Source organism: Cupriavidus numazuensis, from assembly GCF_905397435.1.
Lineage (GTDB): Bacteria > Pseudomonadota > Gammaproteobacteria > Burkholderiales > Burkholderiaceae > Cupriavidus > Cupriavidus numazuensis.
The window spans coordinates 170,396-194,020 of sequence record NZ_CAJPVI010000002.1 but is presented as its reverse complement, the minus strand read 5'-3'; the positions used below and the strand labels follow the sequence as shown (position 1 = coordinate 194,020).

The window sequence follows — 23,625 nt, the reverse complement described above, 5'->3', positions numbered from 1 at the left end:
CCTTGCGCCGCATCCTCTGTGAAGCTTGGTGCTCCGACCTCGATGTCGGTGAGGACCGTGACGCCATTCGCCTATCGATGCCGCTTACCGAAGCTGACGGCGACTTTGTCACCGTCTGGCTGCGCGAAGTGATGGGCGGATGGCAGATGGAGGATGCTGGAAGCACCTTGATGCGATTTTCCTACGATCAGGATGTTGGGTCACTGTCGTCGGGACCCCGGGCGGTCATGCTCCAGCAGATGCTTCACGAATATGGGGCGCGCCTCGATGAGGACGGCCAGATCCGCGCAGAGTCGACTGAGCCAGATCTGGGGCAGGGATTGTTACGCTTCGGACAAGCGCTGCTTCGCGTCGGGGAATTGAAAACTTGGACGAAGAGCCGGGTTGCCTCAACCTTCTTTGACGATCTTGAGGTGAGCCTCAAATCGATAGCAGGCCCACAGAAAGTCCACCGGAACTACGTATATGGCGGCATTCCCGTTGCCGACGATTACCCGATTGACTTCTACATCGAGGGCGGTAAGGAGCCACTATTCGTCTTCGGCGTGCCCACGAAAGATAGGGCGCGACTGGCAACGATCGTGCTACAGCACCTGCAGCAACACATCGAGAATTTCAACTCAATCGTGGTTTTTCAGGATGCATCCGCTATTGGAAGTGCTGATCTTCGGCGACTAATGAACGCCGCCAATGACATGGTCGATTCACTGGATGCGACGGATGCACTGAAGAGGAAGGTCATGCACCGCTTGGTGGCAGCATAGCCCCCCCCTCCTCGATCAGCCAGCATTAAGACCCGCCCACTGAGGCGGGCTTTTTGTTGCTGCGGCATGTGAACGCACAAGGCCCGACCTGTCGGGGATACCGTGACGAATTGTGTCGTGCTAACTTCCAACTGCCCCACGGAAAATCCCCGGAAAACAATGTCAAAGATCAACCAGATGGATCGTGCACGCCTGGCCTGGCCAGTGCTCGCGACAGTCGCGGAAAAGCGGCAAACCATTACCTATAAGGAGCTCGGTGCGCACCTAGGCGTGCACCACCGCGCCATCCGCTACGTGCTTGGCCCCATTCAGGAATACTGCATGGAGTCCGCACTGCCGCCGATGACGATCCTCGTCGTAAATGGATCCGGCTTGCCGGGAACGGGCTTCATTGCGCATAACCGAAAGGATCTTGATAGCGGCATCGAGCGCGTTTGGTCTTACCCCTGGCGACAGGAGAGGAACCCGTTCGATTTCGCGGCCGAAGGTCTGTCATACGATTCGCTGTTGACAGGGCTAACGGAAAACCCTGACGAGGCGGAGCAGGTCTACACCAAGGTTAAATCCCGCGGAATCCAGCAGATCCTATTCCGCGATGCTGTCAGGAAGGCCTACTCATGGCAATGTGCGTTCACGGGAATGGAGTTTCCCGACGCCCTCGAAGCTTGCCACATAGTCCCTTGGCCCGATGCAACACCCCAACAGCGCCTTGATGTGCGCAACGGCGTATTGCTCAACCCGCTACACCATAAGCTCTTCGACACGGCCTACATAACGGTCCGATCTGACTACACGATCGCATATTGGGATCCCAGTGCATCGAGCCGTCAGCATTCAAAGCTTGAGGCAAGCCTGACCACGCAACTGCATGGCCAGCAGATGCGCCTACCTCGCTTTGCAAAGCATCGCCCCCTGGCGGACTACATTGAGCAGCACAACGATACCCTGCGATCGAAGTTTGATGAGTGGAAGGATTTCGATCTATGGTAGAGCGACCCGGAAGTAAGAGGCTTCCGATGTCCGTCGCGGCCCGCCCACTGAGGCGGGCTTTTTATATGCTTATTGGCTTCTTCCGTTGCTCTCCTCGTCGGCAGACCATCGCCATTCGAAGTGCTTTTTGAGAACCCATCCTGACCGATACTCCTCGGCAGCCCGGTCATAGTAACGAACGAAAAACCACTTTCCTTCCTCCGCCAAGAACCTCACCGCCTCGCCAGCATTGATTCTTCCTTTCGCGCCTGCTGCAGATTCCGGGCGGGACTTGACCTGAGCGCCTCTACCTGCAACAAGACGTGCTTCTTGGCGGCGCGCATCCGCCTTCGAAAGCTTCTCCACCTTCTCGCCAGCATCAATTAGCATCGCCGTCATGACTGCGAGCTTGGCATCCACTTCTGCATCCCGCTTTGCAGCGCTCCACTCCTGATACAACGGCACCAGAATCGCAGCCAGAAAGCCCAACACCGCCAACCATTCGAGGGTCTTTCTGCCAAGGCCAATTCCGACCTCTTCACCGGTGCGCACCGCTTCCGCATAAACCTGAACGGGAGCATCTTCCGAGGGCGGATTTCCCCACCTGGTCAGTTGCTCTTGGAGGCGCGGCAGATAATCTGTAAGCGCCGTTCCTCGGAAATCAATCGTTGCTAACGACAGATCGCCTATGGACGCCCTCAAGGCTTCCATAGAGGCAAGGCTGTTCGCCAAGATAGTGTTGGCGTCATACCCGAGCGAGCCAATGCCCATCTGTTCGGTCAGCTGCTTTCTCAACTGCTCGGTGTAGGGTAAGGCATGCTCCCGTAGCTTCGCCATCGTTGAGCGCCAGGACGCAGCATGATCGTCAAAGTGACGATTCAACGCAGTGAGATCTGCGAGGCCAAGGGCGCGAACCAGCTCTTCCTGCGAGGTGGCGATAGACCCCATTGAGCGGAGCTCTCGCATCTGCTGCTCCACCTGTGACGTGGCAGCGTTCTTGAGTTGCTCCCGCACCCTATCCAGCTCGCTATATCCAAGAACTTGCAATGCGCTCACTCCAAAGCGCTCCCCCAGCCCACTGATGGCAGGATCAAGAGAAATCCGTGGCATCAATCCTTTCCAACCTTCACTCATCTGGTACTCCAAATTCGAACACGCCAGCATACCTTCCGCCCGTCGTATTTGCTGCCCCACCCGGGGAGGTAAGGAGCACGGCTCTCCTCTGCCGCTGGCCGCCACCTAGCGAGCCTCTCGTAGCAGACAGGCCTGTCACTCACAACCAGACCCCCATGTCTCCCCCTGTCGTAGGGTTACCAACTCGGTGCATCCCGGTCGTAATGCAATTGAAAGCTAGGGATTGTCCTTAGAACGAATAGAACAATGCATGACATCGGTTATTGACCTGGCCGCCTATCGGGCGCGGCGTGCCAGGAAAGGGGTTGGGGCTCAGCCGCGTCCTCCGGATTGCCCCGGCGACGATCTAATTCAACTCCAGCACCAGCCAGGCGGCTCGTATCGAGCCCAGATCACAGGCATCTACGCCGAAGAGCCGGACATAGCTATCGAAGTGATGGTCGACGCCATCAAGCAGCTTGCCATCGGCAGCCCCGCGTCCGCGATCGAGACCATGGCGGAAGCCATTAGGCATCTGGCAGAGCTAAAGAGAAAGTCTCGCGCGAGGCCGGTTTAGATTAGCGCTGCGCTATTGACATGAATTAGCGCTGCGCTATACTTCGCTCCATCAGCACGACGCCAGCACCCCGCAGGCAGTGCCCAAGCAGATGGAGAGAAGCATGTCGCCGTCGGAAATCATCAGCAGGATCCACCCGAACGAACGGACCCGCTTCCTGATCGCCCTGGTTGCGATCGATAGCCAAGACCAAGGCATGGAGCCGGACTCGCGCCAGTTGATGCAGCTGGCCCGCTACACGGAGTTGCGCGACAAGATCGTTGCGCAAGCCAATGCAAGTCTGGAGCGCGATCAGGAAGTCGCTGCCGGCGCGCGTGCCGCGGTCGAGCGCGCTATGTCCGCCCCGGGAACCGTCATGGTGAGCACCCGCCGCGATGGAAAGAGCGAAGTGCGCACCGTTCGCGGCACCGATGTCGCAACGGTACAAGCGCGTGCCCGCGCACTGGTCGCCAACATCGACGCCTTCCGTAGCCCCTCCCTCAACGAATTGGGTAAAGACAGCCACGGCCGGCATGTGGTCGAGGTTCGTTGCCACGGCTTGGACTGAGGCGCGCGCCATGCAACCGACCAAAGCACAGATCGGACTGCTGCAGCACACGCTGGGCATCAACGAGCATCGCCGCGAGCCGTACCGCAACCACTTCGTCGCCAGCCAGGGCCATCACGACATGGCGGACCTTGAGCAGCTGGAAGCGGCTGGCCTGATGATCCGCGGCCACCGCCCCGGATTCCTTCCGGGCGACTCGATCGTCTTTTACACGACCGAAGCGGGCCGCGCGCTGGCGATCACGTCGCTGCCCGACCTACCGGACCCGAAGAAGCGGACGCGCTACGAGGAATATCTCAGCGCCGACGGATGCGCGGGGGATTCGTTTGCTGAGTTCCTGTGCGGCAGCCGCCTGCCGAAGTTTGAGCAGCGCAAGGCGTACGGAAATGCCCGTCGGGACAGGTGGGGCGATGAGTACCGCATGTATCGCTGCCACGCCTATCCGTACGAATTCCGTCGTGACATCGAAGGCGACTGGGCGCCGACCAAGAAGGACGCCAAGGCCAGCTACAAGGCGGCGCTGAAGAAGCGCCAGCAGGAGCAGCGCTCCACCCTCAACACCCCAGTTGGGAGCTACGCATGACCTCAGTGAACATCCACCAGGTCAAGCTGAAAACCCGCCGCGAGATGGAGCGGACCATTCCGCGCGAAAAGCTCGGTTGGTGGCACGACGTATGTCCCGGCCAGCGGCTCACGCTGCGCGACGCCACCGCAGCGGACATCGCCCGCTGCACGCTCCGAGAAGGTACGTCCCGCAATCCGGATGACTACTTCTGCGAGCTGCCCGCTAACGGATCGCTGGTAAACAAACTCGCCATCGCCCACATGACCACCTACGCCGTTCCAGTCACGGGAGCAGCAGCATGACCACACTCAAGATCACCCACAACGACACCTCTCTTATGGTGTCTGGCACCTACCGCCGCGGCTACGACGCCACACTGGAACAGCCCGGCCAGGACGAATGCTTCGAGGTGGATACCGTCACTGACTCGGGTGTCGACGTCACGCACCTGCACGACGGGGAAGAGATCGCAGGCCTGGCGTTGGAGGCCTACCACGATCTGCAAGCCTTCTGGGAAGAGGAAGCCGCTGACCGCCAGCGCGAGGAACGTCGTTTCGCTTTCGGAGTGGCGGCATGAAGCGCGGCGAAGACTTCATCTGCGACTTCGAGCGTCGGCATCCGATCCTGTTTGGCTGGATCCTGACCATGCTGATTGTCGTGTTCTACATCGCTGCCGGCGATAGCTCAACCCTCTTTGCCCTGACCGGGAGCCCGCAATGAAACGCTTTCGAGTTGTCCTCGACAACACCACCGAGTACATCGCCGTCGCGGCCTGCAGCATCGACGTCGTCATCCAGGCGCTGGACCGCGGCGCCCGCAAGATCAAAGTCACCTCCATCTGAGCCGACCATCATGGAAGCACCAGAGATTGAAGTTCTGGACCCTATCCAGACCCAGCCGGCCGCAGGCCTGGTCCTGTATGACGCCATCGAATCCGGTCTGGCCGAGCTGCGCGCGGCCGGCGCCGAGGCCTTCGACGTGAAGACGACCGCTGGCAACAAGGCCGCACGCGAGTTCATTCAGCGCTGCGTGGCCACCCGCACTGCCACGGACGAGGCCTACACGAACTGGAACCGTCCGATCCTGGCTCAGCAAAAGCTGGTGCGCGAGAAGCGCGACGAGATCCTGGCCTCGGTCAAGGCGATCGAGACGCCTGTGAAGGAGCAGGTCGACGCCGAACAGAAGCGCAAGGACGAGGAACGAATTGCCAAGGCCCGCGCCGAGAGCGCACGCATCAGCGCGCATCAAGCCTGCCTCAACGCCATCGCCATGCTGCCGCGCGACTACCTGAGCGCGTCCGTTGCCGACGTCGAAGCCGCCATCCGCGATCTGGAATCGCCAGAGTACGTGGGCCAGCGCGACTGGGAAGAGTATGCCGAGCAGGCCAAGGAAGCCGTAGCCGCTGCCCTGATCACGCTCCGTGCCCACCTGGAGAACGCCAAGGCCCGCGAGGAACTGGCTGCGATGCGTGCCCAGCAGGAAGCCGAGGCCGCCGCCCGCCGCGCCGAGGAAGCCAAGGCCGAGGCAGAACGCAAGCGCGTGGCCGGCATCAAGGACCGGATCCATGCAATCGAAACCGCGCCGTCGACCTGCATTGGTCTGGGCGTGAAGCAAATCCAGCAGCGTATTGAATCGCTGGCGGCAGAAGCCGCTGACGACTTTGCCGAGTTCCAGGCCGAGGCCGGCGCCGCGATCGAAGCCGCGCTGGGGAACCTGAACACCATGCTGGCCGGCGCTCGAGATGCCGCGGAACTGGCTCAACTGCGCGCCGACAAGGAAGCGCGCGAGCGTGCCGACCGCGAGGCCGCGGAGCGCAAGGTCCGCGAAGAACAGGAGGCCAAGGCTGCCGCCGAGCGTGCCGAGCGCGAAGCCGAAGCGAAGCGCCAGGCCGAAGCCCGCGCCGCCGAGGAAAAGCGCCAGCGCGAGGAAGCCGAGGCCCGTCGCCGCGAACAGGAAGCCGCCAAGGCCGCCGCCGAGCGCGTGCGTGCGCAGGCTGAAACGCTGCTGGTCCTGCTGGTCGAAGCCCGCGCCCATGTGCCGGCCGGCGATCTCGCCGACCGCATCGACGCCGCCATCAATGCAGCCACCGGAGCCGCAGAATGACCCAGCACGACCTGCCTGAAATGGAAACCACGCTGACGCCGGCCGCCATCGGCGGCATGGGCCCCATGTACACCGCCCTCGCCAAGGCACAAGGCGCCTTCCAGCCGATCGAGAAGAACCGCAGCGTGACGATCGACATCAAGGACGACCAGAAGCGGAAGATCGGCTCCTACAACTTCCGCTATGCGGACCTGCAGGAAATTCGCGCCAAGACCACGCCGGCCCTTTCCGAGAACGGCCTGTGCCTGTTCCAGTTGGTGACCGAGGAAAACAACAGCACGATCATTCGCACGGTGCTGGGCCATTCCACTGGCGCAGAGATCACCGCCGTGGCGCGCCTGTACCGCGACGACCGCGACATCAAGAAGTTCGGTGCCGCCATCACCTACCTGCGCCGCTACATCGTAAGCGCCCTGCTTGGCGTGGCCGCCGACGACGACCTGGACGAGGACGGCACTCCGGACGCCGGCACCGACATATTGCCAGCAGCAGAAGAGCACCCGGGCCTGCGCGATGCCAAGACCATCGGCGAACTGAGCAGGATCATGAGCGGCCTTCCGAAGGAAGAGCGTGCCACCTACAACCCCTATTACGAGCAGCGCATGAAGGAACTGCGCACGGCCAGCCAGGAGGCAGCGTGATGGCTGAAATCAAAGACGGTGGGCCGGCATTCCCAGGCTCCTATGAGTTCGACCAAATTCCGCCTTACGACCCGGAGCGGCCGAACGCTATTCATGTCGCAAAGCCGGTGAAGGTTTTCCAGTCTGGCATGACCCTGCGCGACTACTTCGCAGCTAATGCGGACATCGAGCCGGAGATCGGCGTTAAGTATGCGGAGACTCTGCTTGGCCGAGCCATGCCCGACTACGCCGCCGACCCGCTTGCCAACGCGATCTTCTGGGCTGATGCCCGGGCGTGCCTCCGCTACATCGAGGCCGATGCAATGCTGCGAGCCAAGGGGGAACCGTGCGCATCGTGACCTGTCAGCAGGGCAGCCACCAGTGGATCGCCGCCAGAAGCGGCGTGATCACCGCCAGCATGTTCCGTGTCGCCCGGTCCCGCAAGAAGAACGGCGAGCGCACCGACGAAGCCCTCAACTACGCCTTCCGCTTGGCTATCGAGCGCATCAGCGGCGAGCCACTGGATGGAGGCTACGAGACGTGGCAGATGCGCCGCGGCCAAGAGCTGGAGTCCGACGCGCGCCTCGCACACCAAGCTGACATCGGCGAGTTCGTGGAACCGGTCGGCATGGTGCTGTCAGACGACGGCAACTTCGGCGCGAGCGCCGACGGCTGGATCCGCAAGGATGGCGGCGCCGAGTACAAGTGCCTGATCGCGCCGGACGAACTTCGCACTGTGCTGATCGACCACGACCTGAAGAAGTTCGATGATCAGGTGTACGGGAATCTTTGGCTATCCGGCCGCGCATGGTGGGATTTTGCCCTGTACTGCCCTGCCCTAAAGGCCATCGGCAAGGACTTCTTCCGCTGGCGCATCCAGCGAGACGAGGCATACATCGACGCCATGGTCGAAGACCTTCTGGACTTCGACAAGCTGGTTGAACAGAACGTGGTCGAGCTGCGCAAGCTGGCCGCCTGACAAATTCAAGGATTCCCGCAATGTGGTTCAAGAACCTGTCAATTTACCGACTTCCTGTCTTCGCAATGACTGCGGCCGACCTGAGCGCCGCCCTGGCGAAGCATGCCTTTGTCCCGTGCACCAGCCTTGAGGCGGAAACCCAAGGCTTCGCCGAGCCGCGCGACGGCAGCGGCCTGGTGCACGAAGTGGGCGGCAATCTCCTGATCGCCCTGCAGACGGAAAAGAAGCTGCTGCCGCAGTCCGTCATTCGAGACGCGACCAAAGCCCGCGCCGCGGAGATCGAAGAGCAGCAGGGCTTCAAACCGGGCCGCAAGCAGACGCGCGAGATCAAGGAGCAGCTGTACGAAGAGATGCTGCCCAAGGCCTTCAGCATCAACACGCTGACCCGCGCATGGATTGACACGAACAACGGCTGGCTGGTGATCGACGCGGCAAGCTCCGCCAAACGCGACACCATGCTGGGCTACCTGTTCAAGGCGATCGATAACCTTTCCGCCCACCAGCTCTACGTGAACCACTCCCCTGTCGCCGCCATGACGGAATGGCTGGCCACCGACACCGCGCCGTCGGGCTTCACTGTGGACGACGACACCACGCTGGAATCGATGGGCGAGAGCCGCGCGACGATCCGCATTGCCAAGCAGGCGCCGGACCCCGACGACGTGGCCAAGCACATCGCCGCTGGCAAGCGCTGCACCCGCTTGGCCATGACGTGGAATGACCGGGTATCCCTGGTGCTGACCGACTCCCTGACCATCAAGCGCGTCGCGGCGCTGGACGTGATCAAGGAAACGACCGACGCATCGATCAATGATGCCGACGAGCGCTTCGATGCTGACTTCATGCTGATGGCCGGCGAGCTGTCGCAGATGCTGGCGGACCTCGCGGCAGCCCTTGGCGGCGAGCGCCCTGCGGCAGAGGCCGGCGACCTGATCGAGCGCGCCGCAGCAGACATCGCCCCGGATGGCTGCGACGATCCCCTCTATGAACAGGCCGTGACCATCGTGCGCGCGCACAAGCGTGCCTCTATCTCTCTGGTGCAGCGGCACCTGCGCATCGGCTACAACCGCGCGGCGCGCCTGATCGAGGCCATGGAAGCTGGCGGCGCTGTGTCTGCCGCGAATGACAGCGGCGATCGCACCGTGCTGGGAGCGGCAGCATGACCGCGAAGAAGCGAAAGATGCAAACCGCCTGGTCGAATGGGGAGATCCGAACCCTGCGCCGGGAGTGGAAGAACGACAAGCCGGTCAAGGACTGGGCGCACAAGATCCCGAATCGCACCGTACTGGCGATCAAGGCCCGTGCCAATGAATTGGGACTTGGGCCCCGCAAGGTAAGCCTGGCCGGCCGGTCGATTGCATGGTCGCTCATGAAGCAGCTGCTCGCCGACGGGAAGCCCCGCTCCACGCTGCAGATGTCGAGGGAAATCAATGTCTCGCGCCGGTCGCTTGACCACTGCACGCGCCAGATGCACGGCAAGAGCCTGCGCGTAGGCGACTGGGGCCCGCAAGGCCTCGACGGCGTACGACCTCGCCTGTGGGCGCTGGGAAAGGGAAAGGACAAGCCGAGGCCGCCCAAGCAGGACCGCGCGGAGCGCCATCACATGCTCTGGCTGAGGCTGAAGAAAGATCCGGAGAGACTCGGCTTGCACTATGCCCGGTGCAAAAACCGTAACGCCGAGCGCGCCGGCCGCCTGATCCGCCGCGACCCCGCAGCCGCATGGATCGGTACCCCACCAAACCACACGACACCATGAGCCCTGTAACAGCCCTGATCATCGTCGCTGCCGGCGGGGTGCTATTCGCCCTGGGAGGCGCCTATGTGGCGCGGCGTCAGGCCAAGTGGATGGCGGACTTCTACACCCAACAGAACAAGGACAACGAGCAATGAGCGAATCGACTACGCCGGCGCAGTGCCGGGACGAAGACTGGAGCCTGGCGCGCGACTGCGGCCTGATGGCGGCCGAGCCGGGCACGAACGCATGGGATGCGGCGCTGGGGCGCTTTGCTGATGGTGTGCGCGCCGCGCTCGCGCAAGCTGGCGGGCAGGAGCCGGTTCATCTCGACGGGCGCATTTGCGAGCACTGCGGCGAAGGTAATGCCGTGCTCACGTTCGAAGATGGTCAATTCTCCAGCAACTGCGATATGTGCTGCGCGGATTGCGATTACTTCATGGTGGAGCGCCTGAATCAGTTGATCGGTGTCCAGCGCCAGGTGCCGTGGGATAAGTTCCCCGGCTGGCTGATCGACCACCATGAAGGCGACACGATCACGGAGGAAGGGTTGCAGCATGCGCTCGAGGCCATGCTGAAAGTTCACCCGCTTCTCGCCGCCCCTGCGCCGGTCGCATCGCCGGCCGCGCCAGCACCCGCAAGCCTGTTCGATGACATGCTGCAGTCGCTAGAGCACGTCGAAGCCGTGTATCGCCTGAATGTCGTGAAAGACAACGGCGAGCCGAGCAGCACGCTAGACAATCTGCAGCGAGTTATTGCCCGCGCTAAGGGCGCAGCGCCTGCGCCCGGCGACCGGCAGGGTGTGGCGCTGTCGGATGAGATCAGCGCATTGCGCAAGCCCAAGGCGCCGGACGGTGCTGCATATGCCGAGTATGACAAAGGCTACAACAAGGCTCTGTCGCACGTTCTCGAATTGCTCTCCCGCGCATCGTCCTCGCTTGATGAGGAAATAGCGATGCTGCGAAAAGATCTTCAGCAACAGCGCGAGCGCAATGATGAACTGTCGCATGAGCTTGTCGTGCTAAAAGGTCGCGCCTCGTCCTCGCGGGAGGAGGTGGAGAGGGATGCGGCACGGTATCGGTGGCTGCGTGATTCCGACCGTATTGGCGACGATGGGGACGATCACATTATCGTTGGGGCCGCCGGTGGCGAAGACGTGCTTTGGGGTGAGCGGATGGATAGCGCCATCGACGCTGACATGCTCGCCGCCGCTGAGGCGCCCAATGAGAGCAGGGGCGCATGATGGGGGACAAACCTGTATTCCCCGGCATCGTATTGAGCGCTGGCATGCCGTCGAAAGAGGTCATGGATCAGATGGACCAAGCCATGATCGACTGGACTATGCGTGCAGCGCGTGGCGAGTGCCAATGGATCTGCGCTGACTGCTGCATGTCGTTTCCGGAAGGGATGCCAGATTCGTGCGCCCACGGGCACCAGTCATGCAAAGACATTATCCAGCGAGACAAGCGGGCTGCCGCCGCTGAGGCGCCCAATGGGGGGAGAACGGTGATGGAAGGCTGGGACGAAATTGCGAGCAAGGCTGTGCAGGCCGCGTTCCTGCGCGACGTGTGCCAGGGGATGTCCAAGCCGCATGAGTGGGGCGACCACACCAAACTGTGCATGCGGTTCGCGCTGAAGATGTACGCACAGGGCTACGCCGCAGGCATGGAGCGGGCGGCGGTAATCGTCAAGAACGAAGCCGCCATGTGGACGACAATGCAAACCAAGAAAGGCTTTGCTAGCGACTGCGCCCACGCCATCCGCGCCGAAATCAAGGATCAATCATGACCATCCCCGCCACCTTTCAGACGCTGATGCCGGTCTGCCCACACTGCGGCCATGAGTTCGACAGCGACGACATGAACGAAGCCGACGAGGATCTGTGGTCATTGGCGCCGGACGAGGGACGGGCCAGCGTCGTCTGCCCGGACGCTGCCTGCGGCAAGGAATTTCACATCCAAGGCGGTTACCGCCCGCGGTACACGACCGCGATTGACGAGGACGACCTATGACCATCCCCGCCACTACCCCAGCAGATGGGGAACTGAACCTGGACGTGCTGGAAGCGATTGCGCGGCGTGGCGGCACGGTGATTCCATCGGACACGCTGGCAATGATCGCCCGCATCCGCGAACTGGAGCGCGCCACCCCCTCACCGGGGAAGGCGCCGGAGCGAATCCAAGAATTGGAGCGCGTCTGCGGATCAATGGCATCGACCATTGAGAACATGGACAAGGCCGTGCGCGCCACGCTTGGTATTGACCCCGACGCCGATGATTCTCTGCCGGAGTTGGTGGCGGATTGGATGGAAGATCGCGCCTCACCGGGGAAGGCGGAGGCAGAGGATGCGGCGCGGTATCGGTGGCTGGTAGACCGCTACTGCGGTTGGGATGCCGAATGGGGCGACCCAGCCAAGGAAATCATCGCTTTCCGGTTTGACCAGGAGGCGCCCGTTCCGATGAATAAGGGAGAGCTTTCCGAATCCATCGACGCCGCCATCCGGCAGGAGCGGGACAAGCAATGCGGCTGCCAGACCTGTCGCCCACATTCGGTCGAAATGCGCATGATCCTGTGCCCGACCTGCGGCAACAAGCGATGCCCGCACGCCAACGACCACCGCAATGCCTGCACGGGCAGCAACGAGCTGGGACAGCCAGGATCAGCGTACCCGGCCATCTAGCAGGAGCGGGACAAGCAGTGATGCAGGAAGCAGCAGAACAGATGTTAGAGGTCACGCGCAATGCAGTTCACTGCCGGCGCCACAAATAACTAAATGCAAGAAATGATAAATCGGGCTCACCGGGTCATAGCAGTAACCCGCCAGACATGGCGGATGGAGCAAAATATGGCAACCGCAATGCCAAAACTCATCTCGCTGGAATCGTGGGCCGAACGCATGTTCGGCAGCGAAAAACCGCATCGCAACACGCTGCGCAACTGGCGCAAGCTCGGGCTCATCAACCCGTTGCCAGTGAAATGCGGTCGCACCTATTTTGTAGAGCCCGATGCCGTGTACATGGACGAGGCCGGCGAGCTTGCGCGGAGGATTGGCAATGGCCGCTAGACCTCGTTCCGCCAAGCGCCGCAACTGGCCAGTCAATTTGTATCAGAACGGGGCCGGCTACTTCTACTTCCGCGACCCGGAGTCCAAGAAGGACTTTGGCCTTGGGCGCGACCAGGCCAAGGCCTTTCAGGAGGCGCGCGTCGTCAACGCCGAGATTGCGCGACGCACCAAACACACGTCGCTGCTCGATCGCATCAGGAAGCCCAACGGCAAGACGCTGGCGCAATGGGCCCCCGAGTACCTGAAGGCCTACGAGGACAATCGTGCCCCCACCGCCAAAACCATGCAGACGGTCAAATCCGGTGTGCGGGCGGCGCTCGCTGCGCCGTTCGCCAGCAAGGATTTGCCCGCCATAACGACGAAGGATGTCGCCGAATACATCGCGACGGCGGTTCAGGAGCGCGGCGCCAACATGGCGAAGCTGATTCGCAAAACCCTTCTCGATATGTTTCGCGAAGCTGAAACCGTCGGGCTGATCGAAAATGGAAAAAACCCGGTGTCAGTCACTCGGACACCGAAATTCGACGTCGAACGCTCACGCCTGACCCTGGACCAGTTCCAGGCCGTCTATGCTGCAGCCCTGAAGCTGGAGCCGTGGGTCGCTCGATGCCTGGAACTCGCCTTGCTGACCGGCCAACGGAGAGAGGACATCGCAGGCCTGCAATTCGCCGACGCCACTGAAGGTTTTCTGCACGTCATCCAGTCGAAGACTGGCGCAAAACTGCGCATCCCCCTGAGCATACGCCTTGATGTGCTGAATATGACGCTTGACGAATGCATCAAGCGCGCCCGGGACGCTGTCGTATCGAAGAGCATCCTGCACTACTCGCGGCGGAATCGGATGCGGAAGGCCGGCACGCCGGTACGTGCAGACGCCCTCACGAAAGTGTTTCAGGAACTCCGGGAAGATGCTGAACTGACATGGGAGGATGGCAAGAACCCGGCCACCTTCCACGAGTTGCGCAGCTTGTCGGCACGGCTCTATACCGAGCAATATGGTGAGGATTTAGCGCAGGTCATCATGGGCCACAAGACAGCGGCCATGACCGAAATGTACCGGGACACGCGCGGCGCAGAGTGGGTCGAGGTCCGCGTCTCGGGTTGAGAATTTCAGACAAGTAATAGACGCGCAGTAGACACTAACCCGCAAAACCGCTTAGAACATAGGGAGCATGACCGCCGCTACTACCTGAGAGGTAATGACGGCCATTCATGCGCGCGCAATTTGCGCCCTATTCTGCACACCGCGACAAGGTGTAACAGGCGAATGGTATGCTTGATCTTTTAACCCCCGCGCGCAAAGGGCGCGCACCCTGATGGAAATTGCCATACTGCTGGCGCTGATTCTGCTCAACGGTCTGTTCGCCATGTCCGAGATCGCGCTGGTCACCGCCCGCCGGGCGCGGCTGCAGCGCCAGGTGGAAGAAGGCGACCGCGGAGCCATTGAAGCCATCAAGCTTGGCGAAGACCCGACGCGGTTCCTGTCGACCGTCCAGATCGGGATTACCTCGATCGGCGTGCTCAACGGCGTAGTGGGCGAATCGACCCTGGCACAACCGCTGGGCGTGTGGCTGCAAGGGCTTGGGCTGCCGCAGACCACGGCCGGCTATGTGGCAACAGCCATCGTAGTGGCCGGCCTGACCTATTTCTCGATCGTGCTGGGCGAACTGGTGCCCAAGCGCCTGGGCCAGATGGCGCCGGAGACCATCGCCCGGCTGGCGGCGCGCCCGATCTCCTGGCTCGCCGTGGCCAGCACGCCGTTCGTCAAGCTGCTGTCGGGATCCACGCGTCTGGTGCTGCGCCTACTCGGCGTCAACACAAACCGCGGCCCCGGCGTAACCGAAGAAGAAATTCATGCGCTGCTGATCGAGGGCTCCGAGGCCGGCATCATCGAGCAGCACGAGCACACCATGGTGCGCAACGTGTTCCGCCTCGACGACCGGCAACTCGCCTCGCTGATGGTGCCGCGCGGAGACGTGGTGTATCTCGACGTGGAAGTGCCGCTGGATGAGAACCTCAAGCGTATCGAGGAATCGGATCATTCCCGCTTTCCGGTCGTGCGTGGCGGCATGCATGACATCGTCGGCGTGGTGAGCGCGCGCCAGTTGCTGGCCCGCCGCCTGCGCGGCGAAGAAGCCGACCTGATGGCCGCGGTGCAGCCTGCGGTGTTCGTGCCGGAGAGCGTCACGGGCATGGAGCTGCTGGAAAACTTCCGCGGCTCGGGCGGCCAGATCGCCTTCGTCATCGACGAGTACGGCGAAGTGCTGGGCCTGGTCACGCTGCAGGACCTGATCGAAGCCATCACCGGCGAGTTCAAGCCGGACAGCGCGGACGAGGAATGGGCCATCCAGCGCGAAGACGGCTCCTGGCTGCTCGACGGCCTGATCCCGATTCCCGAACTCAAGGATCGCATTGGCCTGCGCCAGGTCCCCGAGGAAGAGAAGGAACGCTATCACACGCTGTCCGGCATGCTCCTGCTGCTGCTCGGCCGGTTGCCCCAGACCGCGGACAGCGTCCAGTGGCAAGACTGGCGCTTCGAGATCCTTGACATGGACGGCAAGCGCATCGACAAGGTCCTGGCATCGCGCGTGGCGCCGTCGGAAGGACCGGAAGACGAAACCACGGGCTGATTCCGGCACCGCCCTTCGTCGTCTTTCCCTCGCATCTGCAATTCGGGCGGCTGTCAAGGCCGGCGTAACGTGCGCCGGCTCTATACCGACGGTGCTCTCCTGCCGCGCTCCCTGCCGTATGATCGTAGCTGCGCCACACCGGACGCCGCGATACTGCCTGCACGGCAACGTGCAATCGCGGTGGCGGAATACAATCAAAACGACAGAACGGGGAAGTGTGGGCAGTGGCCGGCATCTTGCGGGCCTCGCCTGCAAAAGAGATTGCATGCACCAAGACGACGCCGACGACAGCGCCGGTCAACGTGCCGGAAACGCGTATGACATGGTTCAGCCGGCCGCTTTCGTGGCCGCGCTGGGCAATTGCCGCGCCACTTCCGGCGGCGCGCAGCTGGTCATCCTGATCATTCGACTGGATCGCTTTGCCAGCGCATGCGAATCCGTGGGCCCCCGGCGGGCTGCGCATCTGCGCCAGCTCGTCCAGGCGCGGCTCGCGCGATTGCTGCTGCCGGAAGCGCGCATGTACTGGCTCGGACCCGCGGATCTGGCGGTGGTCACTCCGCTGCCGGCCGCGACGCAAGACCCGGCACGGCTCGGACAACGCATGGCCGACGAGCTGGCCCGACCGTTCACGCTGGACGGCTTCGAGCTGTTCCTGTCCTGCAGCATCGGCATGTCGCTCGACCATCCCGACGTGGCCGCCGAACGCAGCCTGCAGCACGCCTTTGACGCCATGCTGCGGATCTGCCGCCAGGGCGGCGACGGGCTGGCGAGCGCCATGCGTGCCGGCACGCCCGCCGCGGACCAGATGCTCGCCGCGCTGCCCCAGGCGCTGGAGCGCGGCGAACTGAGCCTGCATCTGCAGCCGCGCGCCGATTTTGCCGGCTCCCGGATCAGCGGCTATTCGGTCCGCCTGCGCTGGCGCCATCCCGCGCTCGGGCGGGTTGCGCCGCAGGACTTCCTGCCCGCGCTCGAAGGCCTGGGCCTGATGGGACCGGTGGGCAACTGGCTGCTCAGCAGCCTGGCGCCGCTGGCGCGGGCAGCCAACGATGTGGGACCGCTACAGTTCACCCTGCTGGCATCGAGTGCGCAACTGCATCAGCTCGATATGGTCGATGCGCTCGCGCGAACGCTTGATGCCGGTGCCGTCGCGCCAGAGCGGCTCTGCATCGAAGTGCCTTCCACCAACCTGCCGGACGACCCGGAACTGATCGGCAGGTTCGAAGCCCTGCGCCGGCGCGGCCTGCAACTGTCGCTCAGCGATTTCGACGGCCGACCGGAAAGCCTGGAAACCTTTGGCCGGCTGCGCCCGGACCGGGTCACGCTGGACGTGCGCAGCCTCGGGCATGCCGACCAGCCCGCCAACGCCGCGGCAGGGCTGCGCGAGGCGTGCACGGTGGCGCGCAAGGCGGGCGCCATGGTTTGTGCAAAAGGCGTGGAAACGCGCAAGCAGCTGGAACAGGTGCATGCCTGGGGGTGCCACAGCATCCAGGGCTACCTGCTGGCGCAGCCATTCCCGGCCAACTGGCTCGCGCAGACTCACTGGGCCATCCAGCAGCGCGCGCGGGAACTGCTCGGGCCGGCGGGATGACGCCAGCGGCGAGCGTCCATGCGCCATCACCCTGCCCGGTACGATTTACAAATTGCGACACATCACACGTGATGCGCACGGCCACTGGCGGTAAAATCTGCCGCGAAATGACCATGACTGAAAGGAGCCCGGCGTGAAGAAAGGTTGGATCTGGTGCGTACTGTTCGCGACCTTGCTGGCTGGCTGCAATACCATGGCCGGACTCGGCCAGGATATCCAGCGCGGCGGCCAGAAACTGGAAGGCGCGGCGGATCGCCACAAGTAAGCGGCAAGCCCCGGCATCCGGGGCCCAGCGCACCCTCGGCAAAACGGCACGCATTGCGTGCCGTTTTGCATTCCGGGCCGTGCGCGCAGAGTCAGCCGCGGCGCAATGCCGCAGCGTCTTCCGCGAGCTTGCGGATGCGGCCCCAGTCGCCGGCAGCAACAGCGTCCTTCGGGACCACCCACGAGCCGCCCACGCACACCACATTGGGCAAGGCGAGATAGCTCGGTGCCAGCGCTGCATCAATGCCCCCGGTTGGGCAGAAACGCAGTTGCGACAGCGGCCCGTACAGCGACTTAAGCATTGGCACGCCGCCCGCGGCCTGAGCCGGGAAGAACTTCAGGAAGGTGAAACCGGACTCCAGGGCAGCCATGGCCTCGCTGGCCGTGGCCACGCCCGGCAGCAGCGAGATGCCGGCATCCTGCGCACCGGCAGCCAACGCCGGCGTCAGGCCCGGCGACACGGCGAACTGCGCGCCGGCATCGCGCACGGCGTGGAGCTGTTCCACGGTCAGCACCGTACCGGCGCCCACGCAGGCGCCCGGAATCTTCGCGGCGACGGCGCGAATGGCGTCCATTGCGACCGGTGTGCGCAGCGTGATCTCGAGCAGAGGCAGGCCGCCGGCCACCAGCGCTTCGCTGACATGCAGCGCTTCGTCGACGGAGCCGAATTCCAGCACAGGAATGACCGGCACATTGGCCAGCCGCGCGAGCAGCGGGGAAGGTTGAAGTTGCATGGCAGTCAGGTTCGTTGCGGACAAGGATGTGTGGATCTGATCAGGCGATCACGGACACCGACTGCGCCAGCCTGGCGAGCACGGTCTCTGCGGAAGGAATCGGCGCCACCGCGCCGTAGCCGGTGGTAGACAGCGCGGCGGCCACGTTGGCATAGCGTGCCGCCTCGAACGGATCGGCACCTGCCGCCAGCCGCGCGATAAAGCTGCCGCCGAAGCAGTCGCCGGCGCCCGTGGCATCGACCGGCTTGACGGCAAACGGCTGCACCAGCGTGCGCGACTCAGTCGTGGCCACGTAGGCGCCCTCTTCGCCAAGCTTCAGCGCGACCAGGCCAATGCCGCAGCCGAGCAGGTAGTCGACGATGGCATCGCGGTCATCGAGCCCGGTCAGCACGGTGATGTCATCCCAGCTCGGTAGGCACACGTCGGTCAGTGAAAACGCCTCGCGCATGATGCCGCGCGCGCGCGCCAGCGACCACAGGCGCAGCCGCAGGTTGGTATCGAGCGACACCTTCGTGCCGGCCTTGCGTGCATGCTCCATCGCGGCCAGGCCCGCATCGCAGGCACTGGTGCTGATGGCCAGGCTGATGCCGGACAGGTGCAGGAAGCTCGCCTGCGCAATCGCGGCCAGCGGCAAGTGCTCGTGATGGTAGCGGCTCGCGGCCGAGCCTTCGCGCAGGTAATCGAAGCGGTGGCCATGGTTGTCATGGCTCACGAAGTACACGCCGGTCGGCGCGACCGGATCGACACGCACATGGCGCGTGTCCACCCGCTCGCGCGTCCACAGCGCCACCAGACGTTCGCCGAAGCTGTCAGCGCCCACCGCGCTGATATAGCCCGTGGTGGCGCCTTGCCGTGCCGCGGCAATGCAGAAGTTCGAGGTGTCGCCACCAAAGCCCTGCAGGTAGCGGGTCGGGTCGTCGGGCTGCTGGTTGAACTCCACCAGCGGCTCGCCGTAGGCCAGGATGTCGATGCTCATGGCGGGCTCTTCTCAGAAGAAGGTCTGGACAATGTCGATGACGCGCATGTCGCCGTCCAGCACGGGAATATGCCGCCACTTGTCGAACGTCAGGCACGGATGCGAGATATCGAAGGCAATCATGTCGCCGACCCGGATATCGTCGCCCGCGCGGATCTGCAGGTACGCATGCTGGTCCATCATGCCGGTGACTTCCCAGTGCGCCGGCACGGCGACCGGGGCATCGCTGCCCGGACGATAGATGGCCGCGGGAATCGGCATGCCGGCGTCGAACGCCGCGTCGCGCTTGCCCATGCCGATGATCGCGCGCTCAGGCTCCGGCACGGACTGCACGTACGCCCACAGCTGCAACGCCGGCAGCAGGCCTTCACGCATCTTCTGAGCCACGGGATTGCTCGCGAGGATGCGCTCCTGCGCGGCCTTGTAGACGCCGACGTCATGGGTCAGGTAGCAGCCGGGACGCAGCACGATCTCGATCGGCGTGCCGATCTCGGTGCGCGCGAACTCTTCGGCCACCACGTCGTACCACGCCGAACCGGCGCCCGACATGACCACCGGACTGCGGCCGAAACGGCCCTGTTGCGCGATCTCGCGCGTCACCGCGACCGTGCGCTGCAGGAATCGCCGGATATCGGCCTCCTCCTTCAGCACGCCCTCATAGATTTCCACGCCAGCCAGCGACAACGCATCGGGCCAGCGCGCCAGTGCCGCCAGCACGTCCGCCTGCTGCGCGGCGTCGCGCACGCCGGTGCGGCCGCCTTCCACGCCCAGTTCCAGCAACACCTGCAGCTTCTGCCCGCGCTCACGGAAATACGCCCCGAGCTGGTCCACCAGGTCCGCGGAATCCACCAGGCTGAAGAATTCGAAGCTCGGATCGCGCAGCAGGTCCGCAATGATTTCCATATTGCGGCGGCCCACGAGCTGGTTGGCCATCAGCACGCGGCGCACGCCATGGGCGTAGGCCGCTGCGGTCTGGTGCGCCGTCGCCAGCGTAATGCCCCAGGCCCCCGCGCCGAGCTGGCGTGCGAACAGCTTGGGCGCCATGGTGGTCTTGCCATGCGGCGCAAGCTGCACGCCGTATTCGCCCATGAAGCGGTTCATCCATTCCAGATTGTGTGCCAGGCGGTCTTCATAAAGCACTGCGGCCGGCAAGCTCAGCTCTTCGCGCAGCAGGTTCCATCCCGTCTGGCCAGCGTTTTCGGGGGCAATCGGCGCCTCCAATCGGCCCAGCGCCTTGTTGAGCGGATCGATCGTGCCGGCTTGGTACTTTGTTTCACGCATGCCTGTCATCACCCTGAAAAAATCTGATTGACGTAATGATATCCCTGAAATTACGATATTTCATCCTTTGTTATAAAGTAACACGCCGGTCCACCGAGCGACAACCGGATGCGATCAGCGCCCCGCCGCAGCAACGCGACAGGGCCGGCATTACCAGTTATAGCCCTTCGCCAGCCGACGGACCCTCCCCCAGCCATGACCGCGCCTTTCGATATCCTGACCCGCATCGCCGAGCGCGGCCCCGCGTTGCGCCTAGCCGAGCAGAAAGTGGCGCAGGTGGTACTGGAAGACCTGGCCGGCGCAGCGGCGGCCAGCATCAACGAACTGGCGCGCAAGGCCGGTGTGAGCGAAGCGAGCGTGACGCGCTTTGCCAAGGCCATCGGTTGCCGCGACGTGCGCGACCTCAAGCTGCGGCTGGCGCAGGCGACCGCGGTCGGCATGCGCTTCCTCGATCCCGATGGCGTGCCGGCGCCCGCCGATGCCCCCGCTACCGTGGCGGACCGCATCCATGCCGACGTGCTGACCGCGCTCGAGGTCAATCGCAAGCTCATCGATGCCGACCGCGTAGAACAAGCGGCGCGCCTGTTGCTCGGCGCACGCATGGTCTACGCTTTTGGCATGGGCGGCGGCTCGTCGATCATGGCCGACGAGGCGCGCCACCGCCTGGCGCGTCTGGGGCAACCCGTGGCCAGCTACCAGGACGCGCTGCTGCAGAAGATGGTGGCCGCGACGCTCAGCCGCGATGACGTGGTGCTCGCGTTTTCGGCCAGCGGCAGCGTGCCGGAGATGCTGGCGAGCTGCGATATCGCGCGCGAATACGGCGCGAAGCTGGTGGCCGTGACCGCGCTCGGTTCGCCGCTGGCTGCGCGGGCCGACGTGCTGCTGCCGGTGCGCACGCTCGAGACCGACTTCATCTTCAAGCCGTCGGCCTCGCGCTACGCGATGCTGCTGGTGCTCGATGTCCTGGCTACGCAGTGCGCGCTGTTGCAGCAGGACCAGAGCAAGGAACGGCTGCGCCGCCTGAAATATGTGCTCGACGCCCACCGCGGTCCCGGCGGTGAGCGCGGCCCGGACAGCGGCGCCGGCCCGGACGGCCGCCAGCCGCTGGGAGACTGACCTATGCCACACCTGTTTGATACCCTGATCCGCTGCGTCACGCTGATTGACGGCTCGGGCGCCGCGGCGCGCATGGCCGACGTGGCGCTGCGCGATGGCCGGATCGCATCCATCGACGACGCCGGCGCGATCGACGCCGACTCCGCCGCGCACGTGGTCGAAGGCCACGGGCTAGTGCTGTCCCCCGGCTTCATCGACGTGCACACGCACGACGACACCAACGTGGTCCGCCAGCCCGAGATGACGCCCAAGCTGTCGCAGGGCGTGACCACCGTGATCGTCGGCAACTGCGGCATCAGCGCCGCGCCGGTGGTGCTGTCAGGCGATCCGCCCGATCCGATGAACCTGCTCGGGCATGCGGATGCCTTCCGCTACCCGGATTTCCGCTCCTACGTGCAAGCCGTCGACGCCGCGCAGCCATCCGTCAACGTCGCGGCGCTGGTGGGCCACACCGCACTGCGCAGCAACCACATGGACCGGTTCGACCGCGCCGCCACGCCGGCCGAAATCGCCGCCATGCGCGCGCAGCTCGAAGAAGCACTGCAGCACGGCGCGCTGGGGCTCTCCACCGGACTGGCCTACGCCAATGCCTTCAACGCGCCGACGGAGGAAGTGCTGGCGCTGGCCGAGCCGCTCGCGCATGCAGGCGCGCTCTACGCCACGCACCTGCGCAGCGAATTTGCCGAAATCCTCGACGCGATGGACGAGGCCTTCCGCATCGGCCGCCATGCGCGCGTGCCGGTCGTGATCTCGCACCTGAAATGCGCCGGCGTTCCGAACTGGGGCCGCAGCACCGAAGTGCTGGACGCGCTCGACGCCGCGCAGCGCTGGCAGCCCGTCGGCTGCGATTGCTACCCGTACACCGCGAGCTCATCCACGCTGGACCTCAAGCAGGTGACCAGCGATTTCGACATCATGGTGACGTGGTCCGAAGGTGCGCCCGAGATGGGCGGCCGCCTGCTGGCCGAAATCGCGGCCGAATGGCAGGTCGACCTGCACGAGGCCGCGCGGCGGCTGATGCCGGCCGGTGCCGTGTACCACTGCATGGAAGATGCCGACGTCGACCGCATTCTGAGCCACCCCGCCACCGTGGTCGGCTCCGACGGCCTGCCCAACGACCCGCTGCCGCACCCGCGCCTGTGGGGCGCATTCCCGCGCGTGCTGGGCCACTATGCGCGCGACCGTGAACTGTTTCCGCTCGCCGTAGCCGTCAACAAGATGACCGGCATGTCGGCCGAGCGCTTCGGCCTGACCGAACGCGGCTTTGTGCGCGAAGGCTACTGGGCCGACCTGGTGCTGTTTGATCCCAACACCATTCGTGACGCGGCCAGCTTCACCGATCCGATGCAACCCGCCGAAGGCATTGCCGCGGTCTGGGTCAACGGCGAGCTGTCGTGGCAACAGCGACAGCCCACCGGCGTGCGCGCCGGCCGGTTCCTGCCGCGCGGCGCCCAGCCCGCGGCCTGACCTCTCTTTCTTTTGTTTCACCCGATTTCAGGAGTTTTCATGGATATCAAACGATTCGGCGTAGAAGGCGGCACCGGCCAGGGCGGCCAGCACATGCCATTTGCCCGCGCAGTGGCTGCAGACGGCTGGCTCTACGTGTCCGGCCAGGTGCCGATGGTCAATGGCGAACTGGTCGACGGCGGCATCGTGCCGCAGACGCACCAGGCCATCAAGAACGTGCTGGCCATCCTGGCCGAGGCCGGTTACGGCCCCGAGCACGTGGTGCGTTGCGGCGTTTGGCTGGACGACGCGCGCGACTTTGCCTCGTTCAACAAGATCTTCAAGGAATACTTCGGCGCCAACCCGCCCGCGCGCGCCTGCGTGCAGTCCAGCATGGTGGTGGACTGCAAGGTCGAAGTGGACTGCATCGCGTACAAGAAGCCGGCAGCGTGAGCCAGTTGCCTGCTGATTGCCTGACTGTCTGACTGTCTGATTGCGCTTTCCCCGCCCGCGACCCGGGCGGGACATGAACTTAATTACAAACATTGCCGCCACAA

Annotated in this window: 32 protein-coding genes and 1 pseudogene; 29 read left to right on the top strand and 4 right to left on the bottom strand. The window is 63.9% G+C overall.

The genetic code is table 11. The features are described 5' to 3' along the window. Window positions 1–2: 2 nt before the first annotated feature. Window positions 3–764, top strand: coding sequence for a DUF1828 domain-containing protein (locus KHO41_RS02930; RefSeq protein WP_211951804.1), 762 nt, complete (start codon window positions 3–5; stop codon window positions 762–764). A gap of 159 nt (window positions 765–923) precedes the next feature. Then, window positions 924–1,754, top strand: coding sequence for an HNH endonuclease (locus KHO41_RS02925; protein ID WP_211951803.1), 831 nt, complete (start codon window positions 924–926; stop codon window positions 1,752–1,754). A 69-nt stretch (window positions 1,755–1,823) separates the two neighbouring features. Here the strand turns inward: KHO41_RS02925 and KHO41_RS02920 are convergent, their stop codons facing one another. Then, window positions 1,824–2,867, bottom strand: coding sequence for a hypothetical protein (locus KHO41_RS02920; protein ID WP_211951802.1), 1,044 nt, complete (start codon window positions 2,865–2,867; stop codon window positions 1,824–1,826). A gap of 250 nt (window positions 2,868–3,117) precedes the next feature. Here KHO41_RS02920 and KHO41_RS02915 point away from each other — a divergent pair, with 250 nt between their 5' ends. The 24 genes and pseudogenes from KHO41_RS02915 (at window position 3,118) to KHO41_RS02810 (ending at window position 17,516) form a co-directional block, all read left to right on the top strand. Then, window positions 3,118–3,423 carry a hypothetical protein gene (locus tag KHO41_RS02915; RefSeq protein WP_211951801.1) on the top strand — a complete coding sequence of 102 codons (306 nt, stop codon included), beginning with the start codon at window positions 3,118–3,120 and terminating at the stop codon, window positions 3,421–3,423. A gap of 103 nt (window positions 3,424–3,526) precedes the next feature. Continuing rightward, complete coding sequence (locus KHO41_RS02910; protein ID WP_211951800.1) at window positions 3,527–3,970, top strand: hypothetical protein; 444 nt, start codon at window positions 3,527–3,529, stop codon at window positions 3,968–3,970. A 10-nt stretch (window positions 3,971–3,980) separates the two neighbouring features. Continuing rightward, the gene (locus tag KHO41_RS02905) at window positions 3,981–4,553 is read left to right on the top strand and encodes a hypothetical protein (RefSeq protein WP_211951799.1); all 573 of its coding nucleotides are present in this window, start codon (window positions 3,981–3,983) and stop codon (window positions 4,551–4,553) included. Then, window positions 4,550–4,837: a hypothetical protein gene (locus KHO41_RS02900; RefSeq protein ID WP_211951798.1), complete on the top strand. Its 288-nt coding sequence runs from the start codon at window positions 4,550–4,552 to the stop codon at window positions 4,835–4,837. Before KHO41_RS02905 ends, KHO41_RS02900 begins: the two co-directional genes overlap by 4 nt. Beyond that, a complete protein-coding gene (locus KHO41_RS02895; RefSeq protein ID WP_211951797.1) occupies window positions 4,834–5,112 on the top strand; it encodes a hypothetical protein in 279 nt (92 codons plus the stop codon). Before KHO41_RS02900 ends, KHO41_RS02895 begins: the two co-directional genes overlap by 4 nt. Then, on the top strand, window positions 5,109–5,255 hold the full coding sequence (locus tag KHO41_RS02890; RefSeq protein ID WP_211951796.1) for a hypothetical protein: 147 nt from the start codon (window positions 5,109–5,111) through the stop codon (window positions 5,253–5,255). The genes KHO41_RS02895 and KHO41_RS02890 overlap by 4 nt, the downstream gene beginning before the upstream one ends. Beyond that, complete coding sequence (locus tag KHO41_RS41625; protein ID WP_280519687.1) at window positions 5,252–5,377, top strand: hypothetical protein; 126 nt, start codon at window positions 5,252–5,254, stop codon at window positions 5,375–5,377. The genes KHO41_RS02890 and KHO41_RS41625 overlap by 4 nt, the downstream gene beginning before the upstream one ends. Window positions 5,378–5,387: 10 nt before the next feature. After that, on the top strand, window positions 5,388–6,638 hold the full coding sequence (locus KHO41_RS02885; RefSeq protein WP_211951795.1) for a hypothetical protein: 1,251 nt from the start codon (window positions 5,388–5,390) through the stop codon (window positions 6,636–6,638). After that, window positions 6,635–7,279: an ERF family protein gene (locus tag KHO41_RS02880; RefSeq protein WP_211951794.1), complete on the top strand. Its 645-nt coding sequence runs from the start codon at window positions 6,635–6,637 to the stop codon at window positions 7,277–7,279. Before KHO41_RS02885 ends, KHO41_RS02880 begins: the two co-directional genes overlap by 4 nt. Further along, window positions 7,279–7,617, top strand: a complete 339-nt coding sequence (locus tag KHO41_RS02875; RefSeq protein WP_211951793.1) for a hypothetical protein — start codon at window positions 7,279–7,281, stop codon at window positions 7,615–7,617. The genes KHO41_RS02880 and KHO41_RS02875 overlap by 1 nt, the downstream gene beginning before the upstream one ends. Next, window positions 7,605–8,237 carry a lambda exonuclease family protein gene (locus KHO41_RS02870; protein WP_244873691.1) on the top strand — a complete coding sequence of 211 codons (633 nt, stop codon included), beginning with the start codon at window positions 7,605–7,607 and terminating at the stop codon, window positions 8,235–8,237. The genes KHO41_RS02875 and KHO41_RS02870 overlap by 13 nt, the downstream gene beginning before the upstream one ends. 20 nt (window positions 8,238–8,257) lie before the next feature. Further along, window positions 8,258–9,151: pseudogene (locus KHO41_RS02865) on the top strand (recombination-associated protein RdgC); the annotation flags it as partial. 15 nt (window positions 9,152–9,166) lie between these two features. Continuing rightward, complete coding sequence (locus KHO41_RS41620; protein WP_280519689.1) at window positions 9,167–9,400, top strand: DNA translocase FtsK; 234 nt, start codon at window positions 9,167–9,169, stop codon at window positions 9,398–9,400. Continuing rightward, the gene (locus tag KHO41_RS02860; RefSeq protein WP_211951791.1) at window positions 9,397–9,993 is read left to right on the top strand and encodes a hypothetical protein; all 597 of its coding nucleotides are present in this window, start codon (window positions 9,397–9,399) and stop codon (window positions 9,991–9,993) included. Before KHO41_RS41620 ends, KHO41_RS02860 begins: the two co-directional genes overlap by 4 nt. Continuing rightward, window positions 9,990–10,127 (top strand): hypothetical protein, encoded by a 138-nt coding sequence (locus tag KHO41_RS02855; protein WP_211951790.1) that lies wholly within the window; start codon window positions 9,990–9,992, stop codon window positions 10,125–10,127. The genes KHO41_RS02860 and KHO41_RS02855 overlap by 4 nt, the downstream gene beginning before the upstream one ends. After that, a complete protein-coding gene (locus tag KHO41_RS02850) occupies window positions 10,124–11,212 on the top strand; it encodes an FtsB/FtsL family cell division protein (RefSeq protein ID WP_211951952.1) in 1,089 nt (362 codons plus the stop codon). The genes KHO41_RS02855 and KHO41_RS02850 overlap by 4 nt, the downstream gene beginning before the upstream one ends. Beyond that, a complete protein-coding gene (locus KHO41_RS02845) occupies window positions 11,209–11,757 on the top strand; it encodes a hypothetical protein (protein ID WP_211951789.1) in 549 nt (182 codons plus the stop codon). The genes KHO41_RS02850 and KHO41_RS02845 overlap by 4 nt, the downstream gene beginning before the upstream one ends. Continuing rightward, a complete protein-coding gene (locus KHO41_RS02840; RefSeq protein WP_211951788.1) occupies window positions 11,754–11,981 on the top strand; it encodes a hypothetical protein in 228 nt (75 codons plus the stop codon). Before KHO41_RS02845 ends, KHO41_RS02840 begins: the two co-directional genes overlap by 4 nt. After that, window positions 11,978–12,649 (top strand): hypothetical protein, encoded by a 672-nt coding sequence (locus KHO41_RS02835; RefSeq protein WP_211951787.1) that lies wholly within the window; start codon window positions 11,978–11,980, stop codon window positions 12,647–12,649. Before KHO41_RS02840 ends, KHO41_RS02835 begins: the two co-directional genes overlap by 4 nt. Window positions 12,650–12,826: 177 nt before the next feature. After that, window positions 12,827–13,033: an excisionase gene (locus tag KHO41_RS02830; RefSeq protein ID WP_211951786.1), complete on the top strand. Its 207-nt coding sequence runs from the start codon at window positions 12,827–12,829 to the stop codon at window positions 13,031–13,033. Beyond that, window positions 13,023–14,138: a tyrosine-type recombinase/integrase gene (locus KHO41_RS02825; protein ID WP_211951785.1), complete on the top strand. Its 1,116-nt coding sequence runs from the start codon at window positions 13,023–13,025 to the stop codon at window positions 14,136–14,138. Before KHO41_RS02830 ends, KHO41_RS02825 begins: the two co-directional genes overlap by 11 nt. Window positions 14,139–14,349: 211 nt before the next feature. After that, window positions 14,350–15,663 carry a hemolysin family protein gene (locus tag KHO41_RS02820; RefSeq protein WP_211951784.1) on the top strand — a complete coding sequence of 438 codons (1,314 nt, stop codon included), beginning with the start codon at window positions 14,350–14,352 and terminating at the stop codon, window positions 15,661–15,663. A 265-nt stretch (window positions 15,664–15,928) separates the two neighbouring features. Continuing rightward, window positions 15,929–17,251, top strand: coding sequence for a bifunctional diguanylate cyclase/phosphodiesterase (locus KHO41_RS02815; RefSeq protein ID WP_244873690.1), 1,323 nt, complete (start codon window positions 15,929–15,931; stop codon window positions 17,249–17,251). A 133-nt stretch (window positions 17,252–17,384) separates the two neighbouring features. Further along, window positions 17,385–17,516 carry an entericidin A/B family lipoprotein gene (locus KHO41_RS02810; RefSeq protein WP_041680161.1) on the top strand — a complete coding sequence of 44 codons (132 nt, stop codon included), beginning with the start codon at window positions 17,385–17,387 and terminating at the stop codon, window positions 17,514–17,516. A 91-nt stretch (window positions 17,517–17,607) separates the two neighbouring features. Here KHO41_RS02810 and KHO41_RS02805 read toward each other — a convergent pair whose 3' ends face one another. Genes KHO41_RS02805 through KHO41_RS02795 form a run of 3 tightly spaced genes read right to left on the bottom strand, consistent with a single transcriptional unit; the run spans window position 17,608 to window position 20,506 of the window. Beyond that, a complete protein-coding gene (locus tag KHO41_RS02805; RefSeq protein ID WP_211951783.1) occupies window positions 17,608–18,249 on the bottom strand; it encodes a bifunctional 4-hydroxy-2-oxoglutarate aldolase/2-dehydro-3-deoxy-phosphogluconate aldolase in 642 nt (213 codons plus the stop codon). Window positions 18,250–18,289: 40 nt separating this feature from the next. After that, window positions 18,290–19,225, bottom strand: coding sequence for a sugar kinase (locus KHO41_RS02800; protein WP_211951782.1), 936 nt, complete (start codon window positions 19,223–19,225; stop codon window positions 18,290–18,292). Window positions 19,226–19,237: 12 nt separating this feature from the next. Next, window positions 19,238–20,506, bottom strand: a complete 1,269-nt coding sequence (locus KHO41_RS02795) for an amino acid deaminase (protein ID WP_211951781.1) — start codon at window positions 20,504–20,506, stop codon at window positions 19,238–19,240. A gap of 195 nt (window positions 20,507–20,701) precedes the next feature. Between KHO41_RS02795 and KHO41_RS02790 the strand changes: the two genes are divergently transcribed. Genes KHO41_RS02790 through KHO41_RS02780 form a run of 3 tightly spaced genes read left to right on the top strand, consistent with a single transcriptional unit; the run spans window position 20,702 to window position 23,521 of the window. Further along, the gene (locus tag KHO41_RS02790) at window positions 20,702–21,622 is read left to right on the top strand and encodes a MurR/RpiR family transcriptional regulator (protein ID WP_211951780.1); all 921 of its coding nucleotides are present in this window, start codon (window positions 20,702–20,704) and stop codon (window positions 21,620–21,622) included. Between the two features lie 3 nt (window positions 21,623–21,625). Next, window positions 21,626–23,089 carry an N-acyl-D-amino-acid deacylase family protein gene (locus KHO41_RS02785; protein WP_211951779.1) on the top strand — a complete coding sequence of 488 codons (1,464 nt, stop codon included), beginning with the start codon at window positions 21,626–21,628 and terminating at the stop codon, window positions 23,087–23,089. 39 nt (window positions 23,090–23,128) lie between these two features. Then, the gene (locus tag KHO41_RS02780; RefSeq protein WP_011300142.1) at window positions 23,129–23,521 is read left to right on the top strand and encodes a RidA family protein; all 393 of its coding nucleotides are present in this window, start codon (window positions 23,129–23,131) and stop codon (window positions 23,519–23,521) included. Window positions 23,522–23,625: the final 104 nt, after the last annotated feature.